Raw genomic sequence first — 15,631 nt, 5'->3', positions numbered from 1 at the left:
TATATAAGGGTTTCACCCCTTATAACTCCCGTCCATTGCATAACACAAACCGAAGAACCAAAATAATCAAAGCTTTTTGCTTGGTTGGATTCTAGGCTATTTAAGGGATTAGGCTCATTGAAACTACTAATTTGCTATAACCAGTCTAGGAGAGCCTTACTGATTACTATTTACTGATTACTGATTACTGATTACTGTTTACTGATAACTGACCTAGCTTATGAACCGTCAAAAATTTACTTGGGGATATTCTAGTTATAAATTGCGTCAGAGAGAAAATTTTAAAGAATTTCTGTGTTTACTGGGATTATTAATAGCGGCCTTAATTATCTATCTAGTGGGATTAGGTAATTTACCCTTGCGGGATTGGGATGAGGCAACAATCGCTCAGGTAGCCAAGGAAATTAGCCAAACCCCCCTGGAACAATTGCGCTGGTTATTTCCTAGTCTTTGGGGTGATCCCTACCTGAATAAACCGCCGTTGATTCACAGTTTAATTGGTCTAACCTACCATTTTTGGGGCATCAATGAGGCCAATACTAGACTAATTCCCGCTTTTTTAACAGCTTTATCGGTGCCGCTTCTCTATCTTCTCGGTCGAGAAATTTTTCCCGCTCGTTTGCCAGCTTTACTGTCGGCCTTGATCTATTTAACTCTTTTGCCGGTGGTGCGCCATGGCCGTTTAGCCATGTTGGATGGAGCGGTATTGTGTTTTGAAATGCTGATGTTTGTTGGTTTACTGCGCTCACGACGCGATTTACGCTGGTCTGTGGGGGCGGGGTTAGGATTTGCCCTCCTTTGTCTGACTAAGGGTATTATGGGGCTATTATTGGCGGGTATCGGCTTTATTTTTCTGCTCTGGGATACCCCCCGGTTATTAACGTCTGCCTATTTTTGGTCGGGTTGGTTATTGGGAGCAACTCCCGCTTTTGCCTGGTATAGCGCCCAATTTTGGCACTACGAGCGGGAGTTTCTCGATTCCCTTTTTGTTCAACAGTTAAAGCGAGTTAGTGACGATCTGGACAATCATCGCGGACCGTTTTGGTATTATCTGCTAGAAATTATTAAATATAGTTGGCCCTGGTTAATTTTCTCGGTTTGGGGTTTACGTTTAGCTCGTCAGGAATATCTCTACAGTTGGGCGAAGTTACTGTTAGTTTGGACGGGTGTTTATCTGTTGGTGGTTTCGGTAATGGCGACTAAATTGCCTTGGTATATTCTGCCGATCTATCCGGCCTTGGCTTTAGCGGCCGGTTATGCCTTGGCGCAGATGGTTAATCTTCCCATCGATCGCACCTATAATCCAATCTGGTCAATTATTCTGGGTATTATCGGCGTTGTGACGGGTTTATTAGCTTTAATAGCCTATTTCCCTGGTAATTTTGCCGCTATCGAACCTATCCATCCCTTAATTATTTTAACCTTATTGTCACTGTCCCTGACCATGGTGACAACGGCAATTTTGTTAGCTCGGCGCTCGGAACAATTCAGCGTGGTTTTACTCTGGGGAATGTTGGTTTCTTTGTTTATTTTTGTCAATTCTCCCCTGTGGATCTGGGAATTAAATGAGAATTTCTCTGTCAAACCGGTGGCGAGTTTAGTGCAGAAATATGTGCCGGCCGATCACCCTGTTTATATTGCTTTTGCCTACGAGCGCCCCTCGTTAAATTTTTATAGTGGTCGTCGGGTTTTTCCCCTTGCTACTGAAGAATTAATCAATCATTGGCAAAGTCACAAGCAACCTTACCTAATTATCGATCGTCAAACCAAAGAAGCTAGTGATTTAGAAGGATTAAAGGCGATCGAGTCCACGGATTCCGGTTGGTTTTTGGTGACGAAACAGTAGTGGGGTTAATTTTGTGCATACTTTCGATCTTAGGTTTGCTGGGTAAAATGTATTCTAAGATACAGTCCTGCTGGCGAGGGAGTGGGAGGAACCACTCCAGACACAGAGGACACGAAGATTGATCGCTTCTATAGTAAGTTAAACTGATCACACAAAGAATAAGAGAGCCAAATTTTACCAGTTGCGTTAAAATCACCCCTAGCGATCAAACGCAGCACTTTTGTAATTGTTGAAACCGAGATTAATATGCTAAATAGGTCAATTACGGCCGAGAAAACCGAGGAATTCGCTCCTGCTGACCTGCAAGACCTGCTAGACTGTACCGATAGCTTTGTTAACCGTCATATTGGACCGACGGAGACGGAAATCGAGAAAATGCTGGCGGTTTTGGGTGTTGCTACTGTTGAGGAGTTAATCGCTCAAACTGTCCCGTCAGGAATTCGTTTACAAAAAAGCCTTAATTTACCACCTGCCTTGAGTGAATACGCCGCTCTTGCCCAATTAAAAGCGATTGCCTCGAAAAATCAGGTATTTCGCTCCTTTATCGGCCTGGGCTACCATGACTGTATCACCCCACCGGTAATTCTCCGCAACATCTTAGAAAATCCGGGTTGGTACACCGCCTATACTCCCTATCAAGCGGAAATCGCCCAGGGACGCTTAGAAGCTCTCTTAAACTTCCAAACTCTCATCACTAGCTTAACCGGTCTAGAAATTGCTAACGCTTCCCTCCTCGATGAAGGAACAGCAGCCGCGGAAGCGATGAGCATGAGTTATGGACTATGTAAAACTAAAGCCAATGCTTTCTTTATCTCCAGTAGTTGCCATCCCCAAACGATTGAAGTTGTTAAAACCAGAGCGATTCCTTTAGGTATTGACATTATTATCGAGGATCATCGTCTCTTTGACTTCCAAACGCCAATTTTTGGCGCATTATTACAATATCCAGCCACCGATGGCGTAATTTATGATTATCGGGAATTTATCGCCAAAGCGCAGGAAAATGGGGCTTTAGTCACCGTTGCCGCCGATATTCTCAGTTTAGCCCTGTTTACTCCCCCCGGCGAATTGGGGGCTGATATTGCCGTGGGTAGCAGTCAACGCTTTGGGGTTCCCTTGGGTTATGGAGGTCCCCATGCCGCCTATTTTGCCACCAAAGATGCCTATAAACGTAGCATTCCGGGGCGCATTGTCGGGGTATCGAAGGATAGTCAGGGTAAACCCGCACTGCGTTTAGCTTTGCAAACCCGCGAACAACATATCCGCCGGGATAAAGCCACCAGTAATATTTGTACCGCACAGGTGTTACTAGCGGTGATTGCTTCCATGTACGCGGTGTATCACGGACCGGAAGGAATCAAGAAAATCGCCCAAAGAGTGCAGAAATTAACCGCTTTATTGGCAAATGGTTTAAAAAAGTTGGGTTATCAAGTGGGGAAAGAACCGTACTTCGATACGCTCAAAGTTACGGTATCCACGGGAGTTAAGGATATCTTCGCCAAGGCAAAAACCCATAAGATTAATCTGCGTTATTTTGATGAGAATAATCTAGGAATTAGTCTCGATGAAACCACCAGTCTCAGGGATGTGTGGGATTTATGGCAAATTTTTGCCCCCACCGAGGAATTACCCTTTACCACGGCGGAATTAGTCGAGAAAATTAGTCTAGAATTACCCGCTAATTTAACCCGTACCAGTGCCTATCTTACCGAGCCGGTGTTCAATCGTTACCACTCGGAAACGGAATTACTCAGATATCTGCACCGTCTGGAAACAAAGGATTTAGCCTTAAATACTTCCATGATTCCCCTCGGTTCCTGTACGATGAAACTCAATGCCGTAGCGGAGATGATTCCGGTAACTTGGGCAGAATTCGGCAAATTACACCCTTTTGCCCCGATTGACCAAGCAGAAGGCTATCAACTGCTCTTTCAACAGTTAGAAACTTGGTTAGGGGAAATTACCGGGTTTGATGGCATTTCTCTACAACCAAACGCCGGTTCCCAGGGAGAGTATGCTGGTTTACAGGTGATCCGAGCCTACCATGAAAGTCGCGGTCAAGGTCATCGTCAGATTTGCTTAATTCCTGAGTCCGCTCACGGGACTAATCCTGCCAGTGCTGTTATGTGTGGTATGAAAGTAGTGGCGGTTAATTGCGATTCTCGGGGCAATATTGATATTGATGACCTGAAAACTAAGGCCGAGAAGCATCAGGATAATCTAGCAGCTTTGATGGTAACGTATCCTTCCACTCACGGCGTTTTTGAAGAGGGAATTAGCGAAATTTGCGCCTTGATTCATCAATACGGTGGTCAAGTCTATATGGATGGCGCCAATATGAATGCTCAGGTGGGTTTATGTCGTCCGGCGGATTTTGGCGCCGATGTCTGTCACTTGAATCTCCATAAAACTTTCTGTATTCCCCACGGTGGGGGGGGACCGGGCATGGGACCAATCGGAGTAAAATCCCATTTAGTGCCTTTTCTGCCGGATGTTTCCCTAGTTTCGGCGAAATTATCCCCAGAAACCGCTAATGGTAAGCATCAGGACTCGATTGGGGCAATTTCGGCCGCGCCTTGGGGTAGTGCCAGCATTTTGGTGATTTCTTGGATGTATATCGCTATGATGGGGGCAGCCGGCTTGAAAAAAGCGACAGAAGTGGCAATTTTGAACGCTAATTATATGGCTTTTCGTTTGGAGTCGGCCTATCCGGTGTTATTTAAGGGTAGCGCGGGAACAGTTGCCCACGAGTGCGTGATCGATTTACGTCCCCTGAAAAAACAGGCCGGCATCGAGGTGGAAGATGTGGCAAAACGCTTGATGGATTTCGGTTTCCACGCGCCGACGGTTTCTTGGCCCGTGGCGGGTACAATGATGGTGGAACCCACGGAAAGCGAATCTTTGGGGGAATTAGACCGTTTTTGTGAAGCTTTGTTAACTATCTATCAAGAAGTACAAGCGATCGCTAATGGTAGCATGGATCCCCACGATAATCCCTTGAAAAATGCCCCCCACACAGCTGCGGTTTTAACTGCCGATGATTGGAGTCGTCCCTATTCCCGTCAACAGGCAGCTTACCCGCTTTCTTGGCTAAAAGATTATAAATTCTGGCCGGTAGTGGGACGGGTTGATAATGCTTACGGGGACAGAAATCTGGTTTGTTCCTGTGAGGGGATGGACGCTTATAAGTAATCGTAATTCCTTGATAATATTTGGTGGGGTAGTGGCAAATTACCCCGCTTTTTTCTGGTTTTTCGGAACTTGATCCGTAAAATTAAGTACCTCTTGTGCCACTCGCTCACAACTGCCTACTGTTCCTAAACCGGCTTTAGTTTCTGCGTATTCATCTAACATTTTTTGGCGACGTTGCTGATTTAATAATAAATCTAGACATTCCTGCATAATTCTTTCTGGGTTAGCTTCCTCTTGTAATAATTCGGGAACAATTTCTCGCATTAAAACTAAATTTACTGGTGAGACAAATGGTACAGAAAGCTTCATAATATTGCGGGCAATCCAAGCAGTAACTGCACTTAAACGGTAAACCACCACCTGCGGCACATTTAACAAAGCAATTTCGAGATTAACTGTACCAGACTTAGCCACAGCCAGATCGGCTGCGGCAATCGCTTCTAAAGTCTGATCTCGTTCCATAATCACCGCATTTAATCCATATTCCGCTACTAATTCTCGCATTTTTGGTTCGTATAAAGCTAGGGGAACGGGAATTAAAAACTTAATATCGGGAATTTTTTCCTGTAATTTTTTAGCAGCAGCACACACCGTCGGCACGAGATATTTAAACTCCTGTTGACGGGAAGCAGGTAATAAAGCGATTACCGTTTCTTCGGGTTTTATTGCCCATTTTTGCCGCATTTCTTGCCGATTGGGAGCATTAGCCATACGATCAACTAAAGGATGTCCCACCCAAGTTACCGGTAAACCTTTTGTTTCAAAAAAACGAGCTTCAGCGGGAAAAATTGCCAATAATTTATCGGTGACGGCGATTAATTTTTCCGTATTAAATAACTTTTCTGCTGTGGCCCTGAGTTTAGCTGAGGGAATATTTTCTTCTGACCAAATCCACACCTGCGGGGCAATATAATAAATTATTGGGACATCGGGAATAATTTTTTTAGCCGACTGACCGATCGCCACATTTGCCCCCACATAATCAATTAAAATAATGATATCAGGGGGATTATCTCTAAAAAACTCTTTTGCTCGTTTTTGTAGTTGTAAGGTTGGCAAAATAAAGGGGATAGATTCAATTAATCCCATGGCAGCCAGTCGAGTGGTTTTACCCAACATTTTTGCTCCGGCTAACTCCATGCGATCGCCACCTAATGCAAAAATTTCTAACTCAATTGCCTGGGTTTTAGCTAGTTTAAAAAGGGATTCAATCAGCATGGCTGCCTGTAAATCACCCGATACCTCACCCGTACTAATAAATATACGCATTTGGATAATTATTTGATAATAAAAGACTTCAGAAGTCAGGAGACAGGATTCAGGATTCAGGATTGCTGGAGATAGGAGTCAGGAGACACGAGATTATTTTTATTTATTCTTCCCACTTCCCCACTTCCCCACTTCCCCATCACCCCACACCCTACACCCCACACCCTACACCCCACACCCTACACCCCACACCCCACACCCCACTCCCTGTTCCTCAATAAAAAAATTATTTCCCCGGAATTAAACCGCGACGTTTTTCTCCCGTGGTAGAGGATTGTAAAAATTGACAGAGATGTTGAACATGGGGGTTATCGGTTAAGAGAGAAACTTGTTCTAAAGCCTCCTGAAGATTTATATTAGAACGATAGATAATCCGAAAAGCTTTTTTCAGTAAAGTTAAATCTTCATCGGTAAAACCGGCCCTTTGTAAACCGACTAAATTAAGAGTTCGCACGCGACAGGGATTGCCTTCCACTAAAGTAAAAGGGGGAACATCGCGATCAATACGACTCATTCCTCCTAACATGGCCATTTTGCCAATATGAACAAATTGATGTACTCCTAAAACCCCTCCGATAACTGCTTTTGATTCGATCTGGACATGACCGGCCAAGGCGACACTATTAGCGATAATAATGTTATCTTGCAAAATACAATTATGGGCAACGTGAACATAGGCCATTAATAAATTATTACTGCCAATTTGGGTAACTTCTCCCGTATCCGTGGCGCGATTAATCGTGACAAACTCGCGAATTTGGTTATAATCACCAATTTCTACGCTACTTTCGCCCCCTTTATACTTTAAATCCTGTGGTTCATTACCAATAACAGCCCCAGAAAAAATATGATTACCCTTGCCAATTTTAGTCGGACCTTCAATGACCACATGGGCATCAATAATTGTATCAGCTTCAATTTCCACATTGGCCCCGATCACAGCATAGGGACCAACTTTAACCTTGGGATCAAGTTTTGCCGACGGATGGATAACCGCAGTGGGGTGGATTAACGTATTCAAAGGGAAGTCTCCCGCGCTCAACTTCGTCACTGTATGAATCATGGTATAGCTTATCCTATATTGGACAGATTGTGATCAAGATTGATAGCGGTTGCTTAGGGAGGGGACGACTTTAATGGGGAACCAGAACCCGATAAACTATTAACCAGATTCTCTTAATTCCCCCGTCCCTCCCATCCTGATAAAAAATATATGAGCAATAATAGACCTAAAATTATAGTCTTAGATGACGACCCGACAGGTTCCCAAACAGTCCATAGTTGTCTGTTATTGATGCGGTGGGATGAAGATACTCTCCGCTTGGGATTGGCAGATAATGCGCCAATTTTCTTTGTTTTGACCAATACTCGCGCTTTAACCCCCGAAAAAGCCGAGTCTGTCACCAGAGAAGTCTGTCATAATCTGAAAACTGCCTTAACTAAAGAGGGAATCGAGGATTTTTTGGTGGTTAGTCGTTCCGATTCTACCCTGCGCGGGCATTATCCGATCGAAACTGATGTTATTGCCGAAGAATTGGGCGGTTTTGATGCACATTTCCTGATTCCAGCCTTTTTTGAGGGAGGTAGAATCACCCGTGATAGTATTCACTATTTAATCATCGATGGCGTTCCCACTCCCGTCCACGAGACGGAATTCGCTCGCGATTCGGTTTTTGCCTATCACTATAGTTATCTGCCGGATTATTTGGAGGAGAAAACGCAAGGTAAAATTAAAGCAGATGATGTAGAGAGATTTTTACTGGCAGATATCCGTCAAGGTAGTTTAGAACGACTGCAAAAGCTCAAAAATAATCAATGTGGGGTGGTAGATGGGGAAACTCAAGCGGATCTCGATCGCTTTGCTGAAGATATTTTAACCGCCGCAGGGGAAGGAAAAAAATTTTTATTCCGTAGTGCCGCCAGTATTCTAACTTCTTTGGCTAATTTAGGAACTCAACCGATCGCACCCGAATCTATGGGTAAGTATAAGCCCACGGGGGAAGCCGGGGCAATTATCGTCGGTTCCCACGTCAAAAAAACTAGCCAACAATTAGATAAACTGCTTCAACAACCCAACACCGTCGGAGTCGAAATCGATGTGACGGCATTGCGCGATCGTCCTGAGCAACGAGATCAACTCCTAGCACAAGCTCTGGAAAAAGTCAAGCTTATTCACAAAAATAAACAAACCCCCGTGATCTATACCAGTCGGCAAGAGTTAACCTTTGCCTCTGTGCAGAAACGTCTTGATTTTGGGGTTGCCGTCTCCACCCTGTTAATGGACATTGTTAAGGGTTTACCCAGTGACATCAGTTTTTTAATCAGTAAAGGCGGAATTACCTCTAATGATGTCTTAAGTACGGGTTTAAGCCTGCAATCGGCCCGTTTACTCGGTCAGATTCTCCCCGGTGTCTCCATGGTCCGTACAGCAGCCGATCATCATCTCTTTCCTAATTTACCCGTGGTTCTTTTCCCGGGTAACGTCGGTGATGTCCAAGCTTTAGCCACAGTTTATCAACGTTTGTGTCAATAGGAGGCAATCAGTGATCAGTGAGCAGATGTGAGTTTTCAGGTTCTTCGTTACTTGGTATGGTTCGATAGGGGGGCATAAATCGACTAAATCCTTATCTGGCAAGAGACTTAATTGATTAGTTCGCTCTAGAGCAAAAACAATTGACAAAAATCGCCAAATGTCTTTCTCTATAAGGGTTCCATCCCTTATAACCTCCATTCATTGCATAACACAAACCGAAGAGCCAAATCTCGAATGCAATTTTTCCGTCTTCAAGCTAAAGTGCTTGAGACGCATGACTTCTCGGACTCTGTCTAAAAGTCGAGCGGTATAATTAATAGTTAGGCTACAAGAAAGGAGTGCTGATGAAAAGTCATACGCAATCGATTTGGGATTCTCTTTTGGCCTTGAGAGAATACATTCGTGATGGCATCGTTCGCCAAATGCAGGGGGCGACTTCATTTGGGGGGGACGATATGGTTCCCCTAAAGGAGGCGTATCTCGCCTGTGAAAGGGGGCGTCCCTTTGTTTCTGATGATCTGTACGGATCCGCTTCAAGTTGTGTCACTGTGGCCTTGAACGGGTTGAACGGGATGCTCCAAGAGATGCGAAGAGCGATTACTATTCAGAATCCCGCAGATCGAGCAAGGGTTTTGCAAGCGATCTCTGATCAGGCCAGAAAGGCGACTCTTGATTCCTATGAGGCTGCATTGCTCCTTTTAGAACCCATTATAAAGAGAGATGAACCACTGGAGGTGGCAGTGACTAATAATTTCAATGGACCCAATTTCGGGCAGATCAATCCTGTGGTTGTCAGTCATTCTGAAATAGACAATTCCTTTAATCAGAGAATAGACAATTCCTTTAATCAGAGAACTGATAACGAAAAAACTCTCGCAGAAGCTGCTGCTGAAATTCAAAAACTCCTGGAACAGCTTGAAAAAACAAATCCGACTGCAACTGAAGCTGACAAAATAACTTATGTTAATATTGCAACAAAGCCTGATCTAAAACAACGAGTAATTGCTGCACTAAAAGAAGGAAGTAAAACAGCCATTGACGAATTTATCGTGGACAACAAATATCTCAAGGTTGTGAAGGCAGTAATTCAAGGTTGGTTGCTGCCGAATGGATGACTTAATCATTTTAGTGCGATCGCCGCTCTTGTAGGGTGCGTTAACGAAGTGTAACGCACCTAATCTATGGTTATTCAATAATTGATGTAATGGTGGATTACGCTGCGCTAATCCACCCTACGGGGGGTTAAAATTATTATTCTTCCCCTATTTTTTCGGTTATGCTACAGTGCTTGTGAAGCAGCATAGACTTTTACTTCCTTCTCTAAACGTTCTCTGAGCCTATCTTTTTCTACTTCAATATCATACCTTGTTTGAAGATTCATCCAGAACCTTTCAGACATACCAAAATAACGAGAAAGCCTTAAGGCAATATCGGCAGTAATTCCTCGCTTTTCCTCGATAATTTCCTTGATTTGCTCTATTGGTACATTAAGATCTTCTGCCAAACGTTCTTGGCTAATTTCCATCGGTTTGAGAAATTCTTCCAACAGAATCTCACCAGGATGAATGGGGGCTAATAATTTTTTCTCAGTCATGATTATTGAGTGACAATTAATGATAATCGACTATTTCTACATTGTAGGCGTTGCCATTTTTCCAAATAAAACAGATCCGCCACTGATCGTTAATTCGGATACTATGCTGATTTTTTCTATCTCCTGAGAGTTTTTCCAACCGATTAGATGGAGGAATGCATAAATCCTGTAAAGTTTCGGCCGCGTCTAAAACTTCTAGCTTTCTCCGAGCATTTCGTTGAATATCTTGAGGTAATTTTCGTGAAAATTTACGTTTGAATACTTGCTCTGTCTCCTTAGATGCAAAACTCTTAATCATCAATAATTAGGAAAATGCACTACTATCATATCATCTTAGTGCGATCATCGATCTCATGCTAACGTTAGATCGCAATCTTTCTGTGGAGGCGCAGTTGAAAGTGTATCTGTGGGTTACGATCGCTTTTTCAACCACCTTATCACTAGCTAATCTTCTTGGCTATCAAGGATTAAAGCGTCAAGAGAATTGGGAAAATCACCTCGCTCAACCATTTTTGTGAAAACTTTGTAACAATCATTTTTATCCCCTTGTTTGCGAGGATAGCCTAGCCATAAAACAAAAATTGCTTTATACTCCTCGGTTTGTATAGCCCGAAAGAATAAGCGATAACGGTCAGGTAGTCCCATCTTTTTGACTCTTCCGTAATGCTTGAGCGCCCCAGTCAGAGCAAAATGGGAAGCAAAAGGGTCGAGAGGGATTTTTTCTTTAATGGCGACCATAATCGCCCTGTAGAGTTTGACTGTAGAATGAGTACGGTATGCTTCTGTTGGCAAGGTGTTTTTTAGTTTACGAACCTCAACTTGTAAATCGCGGCGTTGTTGCCCAAAAAGTCTTTTAATAAAGTAGATTCGCCAACCGTTAACTATCAAGTTCTACTCCTGTCATCAACTCTTCATCGACCGCTGCCATCGCTTCCGTATAAGCTTCTAACTCAGCATCAGGATTTAATAGGGCTTGCTTGGTCAGAAAATCTAAAAATAAACTCATCATCAGTTCATCTTCCTCCTGTTCTACAGATTGAGGCTGTAAGCGGACTAATAAGGTATCAGGGCTGATAACTTCAACAGCACCTTTAGCTTCCTTAAACTGGGGATTATCCTTAAAAAAACTGGCACTCAAACGGAAACCTGAAGCATTGCCTATCCTAGCCCAGGTTAGATTGTATTGTTTGTTACTCATGATTTTAGGCAAAGTTTACTACATATCATGTTATTACATAATTTAATAACATACAAGGTTGCCCAGTTTCTCTACCGCGTTTTAACTGAACTTCCCCCATACATATATACTATAGGGGAGCGCGCCGAGAAAGCCATCGAGTAAAACTAGCGGATTTCGATTTAAGTACCTAAGCAAAATTAATTAGGGTTTGCTGAAAAAGCTTTTCCTGGGGGCAGGGTGTGGGGTGTGGGGTGTGGGGTGTGGGGTTTTACCGATTTTGAGGTAGTCAATTACCTAATTTTCAGGGAAAAAGTACCTGAATTTTCCCCCCGATCCCCGCAACGGCTGGCACTTTTTGAGTAAAAACAAGTCTAAAAGTCTTATCCAACAAGGTTTTTAGATTTATTCAGCAGACCCTAATTACACATATCTAACCCCCTCTTGCCTTTTGCCTCTTGCATGAGTGCCTATCTTTACTAGGAAATTAATTTTGCACGACTACTTACCAATAAACCCCTTGTCGGCTAGGATATTGTTGCTTTGAATGAACTGCAATACGGATTCTGCTGCGGGAGCGTTCGGGGAATAAACCAAAAGGTCAACATTTCACTATCACTGAAACTAGGCTCAGGTCCAGGTAGCATGGGAGTCAAGCGATATCCCTGTTCTTGATACCAGTCATCCACCAGGACATAAATAGGGTTTGCTGAATAAATCTAAAAACCTTGTTGGGTAAACCTTCTAGACTTTTTTTCCCTCAAAAAGTGCCAACCATTGTAGTGATCGGGGGGAAAATTCCTGGACTTTTTCCCTGAAAATTAGGTAATTGACCAGATGAAAATCGCTAAAACCCCACACCCCACACCCCACACCCCACACCCTGCCCCCAGGAAAACCTTTTTCAGCAGACCCTAAATAATAGTCAAGAGGGTGGGAGCATCTATCCTATTCATGGGAGGCCTCATGCTTTGGAGTGATTACCTTTATCGTGACGCCTCCCTTTGATTTTACAAACCTCTCTATCTCGCATCAGCCGTAATTCCTAATTCATAATTCCTAATTCCCACTGCTGCTGGCTGCTCAAGGTTCATAATGAAAGAAACATCTATGCTGATAGCCAGTTAATTTTTATGAAAACTGTTGCCGATACGGACTTGAAAAGGCTAGAAGACTTAATTATCAACGGACAAAAAGCGATCGAGACTCGTTTCACGGCGATCGAGAATAGTATCGTCGAAATTAAAGCTGATATTGGCGAAATTAAGGCTGATATTAAGGAAATCAAGCAAGATGTTAAATCCCTAGAGATAGGACAGGCAAAATTAACCGAAAGAGTCGAAGGGATGGATAATCGCCTCAAAATAGTTGAGGGCAGTCAAAAAAATCAAATTTGGGCATTAATAACCATTTTAGGCGGTTCACTGATTACCGCTTCCGTCGGTTTGCTGATCGCTATTTTGCGCTTTGTCTTGTTTAAGTAAAAAATTATCTTTATGGATGAAACCAAAACCGGAATAAATCAAGAAATCGACCTAGAAACCGAAAAAATTGAGCCATCAGCCTCGGTAAGGTCAAGATACACCCAAATTCACCTTAAAAGTGAGGGCGAGAAATTGGTGCTAATTTTACCCAAAACCGGCGCCGGGGAGACAAGTCAGGATTGGACAGATATCTTGACAGGATTGAAATATTATCTCCGTAATAGCGGTCAAAACTGCCCAGCTAGAACACCTGTACATCTACAGGCCAACGATCGCCTGATGGATACGCGGCAACTACAAGCGATCGCCACAATTTTAGACAGTGCCGAATTACCCCTACATACGATCCAAACTCAAAGAAGACAAACCGCAGTGGCAGCGGCAACTATGGGTTACAATGTCGAACAAATGCAATCAAATGCCACGGTTTTCGGGGACGAGCAACCGCTGCCATCCCTCCTCGCTGAACCTTTATACTTAAAAACTACCCTGCGATCGGGTGTAGAAATCCGTCACCCCGGTACAGTTATAATCATGGGCGATGTCAACCCCGGCGGATCGATCGTCGCTGATGGCGATATATTAGTTTGGGGGAGTTTACGCGGTGTGGCCCATGCGGGATTCCGAGGCGATCGAGCGGCACTAATCATGGCCCTGCGAATCGATTTAACTCAACTGAGGATCGCGGAATTGGTGGCACGGGCCCCGGCTTTAAATAGCGATCGCATAGAACCAGAAATCGCCTGTATCAGCGAAGGAGGAATCCGCATCATTGGGGCTTATAATTTTTCCAGAACCTACACCTTTAAAGATAAAGTGGGGTGGGTCGAAAAAAGGTGATCAGTAAACAGTGATCAGTAAACAGTGATTCAGTGACTGGTAAAAATAGCGATTAACTGCGTTGAAACGAAAAACTCTATAAAACTGATAGCTGATAACTGATAACTGATAACTGATAGCTGATAGCTGATAACTGATAACTGATAACTGATATAAATTATGGCTCGTGTAATTGTGGTGACATCGGGAAAGGGAGGAGTCGGTAAAACGACGGTAACGGCGAACTTAGGTTCAGCCTTATCTCAATTAGGCTGTCGAGTCGCCCTTGTCGATGCCGATTTCGGACTGAGAAATCTCGATTTATTGTTAGGATTAGAACAGCGTATCGTTTATACTGCCCTCGATGTGGTAGCGGGAGATTGTAGCCTTGATAAAGCTTTAGTTAAGGATAAAAGACAGGAAAATCTGGTTCTATTACCGGCGGCACAAAATCGTACAAAAGAGGCAATTACTGCCGATCAAATGAAGGATTTAGTCGCCCAATTGTCAAAAAGTTATGATTATGTATTGATTGATTGCCCGGCAGGAATTGAAATGGGTTTCCGCAATGCGATCGCTGCTGCCCAAGAAGCGATCATCGTTACTACCCCAGAAATGTCGGCGGTGAGAGATGCCGATCGCGTGGTAGGATTACTAGAAAGCGAGGATATTAAGGGTATTCGTCTGATTGTCAACCGGCTGCGGCCGGAAATGATCCAACTTAATCAGATGATCAGCGTCGAGGATATTCTCGACTTATTGGTAATTCCCCTGTTGGGGATTATTCCCGACGATCAAAGAATTATTATTTCCACTAATAAAGGAGAACCATTAGTATTAGAGGAGAAGACTTCTCTCCCCTCTATGGCCTTTAGAAACATTGCCCAACGTTTACAGGGTCGCGATGTGCCGTTTCTAGATTTAATGGCCGGTCAGGAAGGTTTTCTTACCCGTCTGCGTCGTCGCTTGTTTGGGCCTTAAACTCTCTCATCTCAACCCTTTAACCTACTATGAATGACCTGATCGATAAACTTCTAGCATGGCGCGGTTCGGGCAAAAGTGGCGACCAAGCTAAAAAACGCTTAAAACTTATTCTAGCCCACGATCGCGCCGATCTTAGTCCCGAAATTCTCGATATGATGCGTCAAGAAATCTTAGAAGTGGTCGGTCGTTATCTTGATATCGACACCGAGGAAACCGAGTTACTCTTAGAAAGTGACCAACGAACTACCGCCCTGATTGCTAATTTTCCGATTCGTCGCATCAAACGCCGTCCTTTAACCTAAAAATTGCCATGAAAACTCAACCGATCGAGCTTTGGCTTAGTCTAGCGGTTAGTCCCTTTCTTTTATCCTATCTGGCCTTGCGGTCCCTCAATCATTGGTTAATTGAATTGGGCCAGGAAAGTGAGGAATTGTTTCGCGGCGATCGCTTGCCCCTTCTCAATATTCCCGATCAGTTACCGGTCAAAAGTGACCAATAATCCAAGAAAAAAGTCCTTTTGCCCCCTGAAAAGAGGCAAAAATAGCGAAATTTTTGTTAAAAATAGGAAAAAATGTGATTCTTTGGCATATAATCTCATTTTTGACAAACCGTAAAGAACTAATCCCGATATATCAGTAATCAGTGATCAGTTATCAGTTATCAATGATCAGATTTGAGTTTTCAGTGAATAGTATTAACGGGCAAGTTCTGAGCTTTCTTTTCACTGATGACT

16 protein-coding genes are annotated in these 15,631 nt (G+C 43.5%); 9 read left to right on the top strand and 7 right to left on the bottom strand.

The features are described from left to right. Positions 1-220: 220 nt before the first annotated feature. A complete protein-coding gene (locus H6G40_RS04435) occupies positions 221-1,846 on the top strand; it encodes an ArnT family glycosyltransferase (RefSeq protein WP_069474393.1) in 1,626 nt (541 codons plus the stop codon). 246 nt (positions 1,847-2,092) lie between these two features. After that, on the top strand, positions 2,093-5,038 hold the full coding sequence (gene gcvP, locus H6G40_RS04430; protein WP_190537322.1) for an aminomethyl-transferring glycine dehydrogenase: 2,946 nt from the start codon (positions 2,093-2,095) through the stop codon (positions 5,036-5,038). A 39-nt stretch (positions 5,039-5,077) separates the two neighbouring features. On the opposite strand, the gene lpxB is transcribed toward gcvP, so the two are convergent. Together lpxB and lpxA are read right to left on the bottom strand one after the other, a co-directional pair. After that, positions 5,078-6,307 (bottom strand): lipid-A-disaccharide synthase, encoded by a 1,230-nt coding sequence (lpxB, locus tag H6G40_RS04425; protein WP_069474395.1) that lies wholly within the window; start codon positions 6,305-6,307, stop codon positions 5,078-5,080. 226 nt (positions 6,308-6,533) lie between these two features. Beyond that, positions 6,534-7,370, bottom strand: coding sequence for an acyl-ACP--UDP-N-acetylglucosamine O-acyltransferase (lpxA, locus tag H6G40_RS04420; protein WP_002777359.1), 837 nt, complete (start codon positions 7,368-7,370; stop codon positions 6,534-6,536). A 150-nt stretch (positions 7,371-7,520) separates the two neighbouring features. Here lpxA and H6G40_RS04415 point away from each other — a divergent pair, with 150 nt between their 5' ends. Further along, the gene (locus H6G40_RS04415) at positions 7,521-8,840 is read left to right on the top strand and encodes a four-carbon acid sugar kinase family protein (RefSeq protein ID WP_190537320.1); all 1,320 of its coding nucleotides are present in this window, start codon (positions 7,521-7,523) and stop codon (positions 8,838-8,840) included. Here the strand turns inward: H6G40_RS04415 and H6G40_RS23100 are convergent. Then, positions 8,808-9,038 carry a hypothetical protein gene (locus tag H6G40_RS23100; RefSeq protein ID WP_071590271.1) on the bottom strand — a complete coding sequence of 77 codons (231 nt, stop codon included), beginning with the start codon at positions 9,036-9,038 and terminating at the stop codon, positions 8,808-8,810. The two genes, H6G40_RS04415 and H6G40_RS23100, sit on opposite strands and share 33 nt — an antisense overlap. 146 nt (positions 9,039-9,184) lie before the next feature. Here H6G40_RS23100 and H6G40_RS22830 point away from each other — a divergent pair, with 146 nt between their 5' ends. Beyond that, entirely contained in the window at positions 9,185-9,955 is a 771-nt protein-coding gene (locus H6G40_RS22830; protein WP_002732402.1) for an MCP four helix bundle domain-containing protein, read from the top strand. A 164-nt stretch (positions 9,956-10,119) separates the two neighbouring features. On the opposite strand, the gene H6G40_RS04405 is transcribed toward H6G40_RS22830, so the two are convergent. The 4 genes from H6G40_RS04405 to H6G40_RS04390 all read right to left on the bottom strand — a co-directional run bounded on the left by H6G40_RS04405 (position 10,120) and on the right by H6G40_RS04390 (position 11,632). Continuing rightward, positions 10,120-10,434 (bottom strand): HigA family addiction module antitoxin, encoded by a 315-nt coding sequence (locus tag H6G40_RS04405; RefSeq protein ID WP_002733868.1) that lies wholly within the window; start codon positions 10,432-10,434, stop codon positions 10,120-10,122. 16 nt (positions 10,435-10,450) lie between these two features. Then, positions 10,451-10,732, bottom strand: a complete 282-nt coding sequence (locus H6G40_RS04400) for a type II toxin-antitoxin system RelE/ParE family toxin (protein ID WP_002761671.1) — start codon at positions 10,730-10,732, stop codon at positions 10,451-10,453. 146 nt (positions 10,733-10,878) lie between these two features. After that, complete coding sequence (locus H6G40_RS04395) at positions 10,879-11,322, bottom strand: type II toxin-antitoxin system YhaV family toxin (RefSeq protein ID WP_002733269.1); 444 nt, start codon at positions 11,320-11,322, stop codon at positions 10,879-10,881. Further along, positions 11,312-11,632 carry a hypothetical protein gene (locus H6G40_RS04390; protein WP_002793380.1) on the bottom strand — a complete coding sequence of 107 codons (321 nt, stop codon included), beginning with the start codon at positions 11,630-11,632 and terminating at the stop codon, positions 11,312-11,314. The genes H6G40_RS04395 and H6G40_RS04390 overlap by 11 nt, the downstream gene beginning before the upstream one ends. A 1,112-nt stretch (positions 11,633-12,744) precedes the next feature. On the opposite strand from H6G40_RS04390, the gene H6G40_RS04385 reads away from it, so the two are divergent. The 5 genes from H6G40_RS04385 to H6G40_RS04365 all read left to right on the top strand — a co-directional run bounded on the left by H6G40_RS04385 (position 12,745) and on the right by H6G40_RS04365 (position 15,397). Further along, positions 12,745-13,095, top strand: coding sequence for a hypothetical protein (locus H6G40_RS04385; RefSeq protein WP_002733098.1), 351 nt, complete (start codon positions 12,745-12,747; stop codon positions 13,093-13,095). A 12-nt stretch (positions 13,096-13,107) separates the two neighbouring features. Beyond that, on the top strand, positions 13,108-13,935 hold the full coding sequence (gene minC, locus H6G40_RS04380; protein WP_002731665.1) for a septum site-determining protein MinC: 828 nt from the start codon (positions 13,108-13,110) through the stop codon (positions 13,933-13,935). A 159-nt stretch (positions 13,936-14,094) separates the two neighbouring features. Beyond that, positions 14,095-14,895 carry a septum site-determining protein MinD gene (gene minD / locus H6G40_RS04375; RefSeq protein WP_002733442.1) on the top strand — a complete coding sequence of 267 codons (801 nt, stop codon included), beginning with the start codon at positions 14,095-14,097 and terminating at the stop codon, positions 14,893-14,895. Positions 14,896-14,924: 29 nt separating this feature from the next. Next, positions 14,925-15,200 (top strand): cell division topological specificity factor MinE, encoded by a 276-nt coding sequence (gene minE, locus H6G40_RS04370; protein WP_002732811.1) that lies wholly within the window; start codon positions 14,925-14,927, stop codon positions 15,198-15,200. Positions 15,201-15,208: 8 nt separating this feature from the next. Beyond that, entirely contained in the window at positions 15,209-15,397 is a 189-nt protein-coding gene (locus H6G40_RS04365; RefSeq protein ID WP_123230929.1) for a hypothetical protein, read from the top strand. Positions 15,398-15,631 lie beyond the last annotated feature (234 nt).

Origin of the sequence: Microcystis viridis FACHB-1342 (assembly GCF_014698335.1) — a bacterium.
In the GTDB taxonomy this organism is placed as follows: Bacteria; Cyanobacteriota; Cyanobacteriia; order Cyanobacteriales; family Microcystaceae; genus Microcystis; species Microcystis ichthyoblabe_A.
The sequence above is the reverse complement of the archived record's forward strand: the minus strand, read 5'-3'. Positions and strand labels throughout refer to the sequence as shown.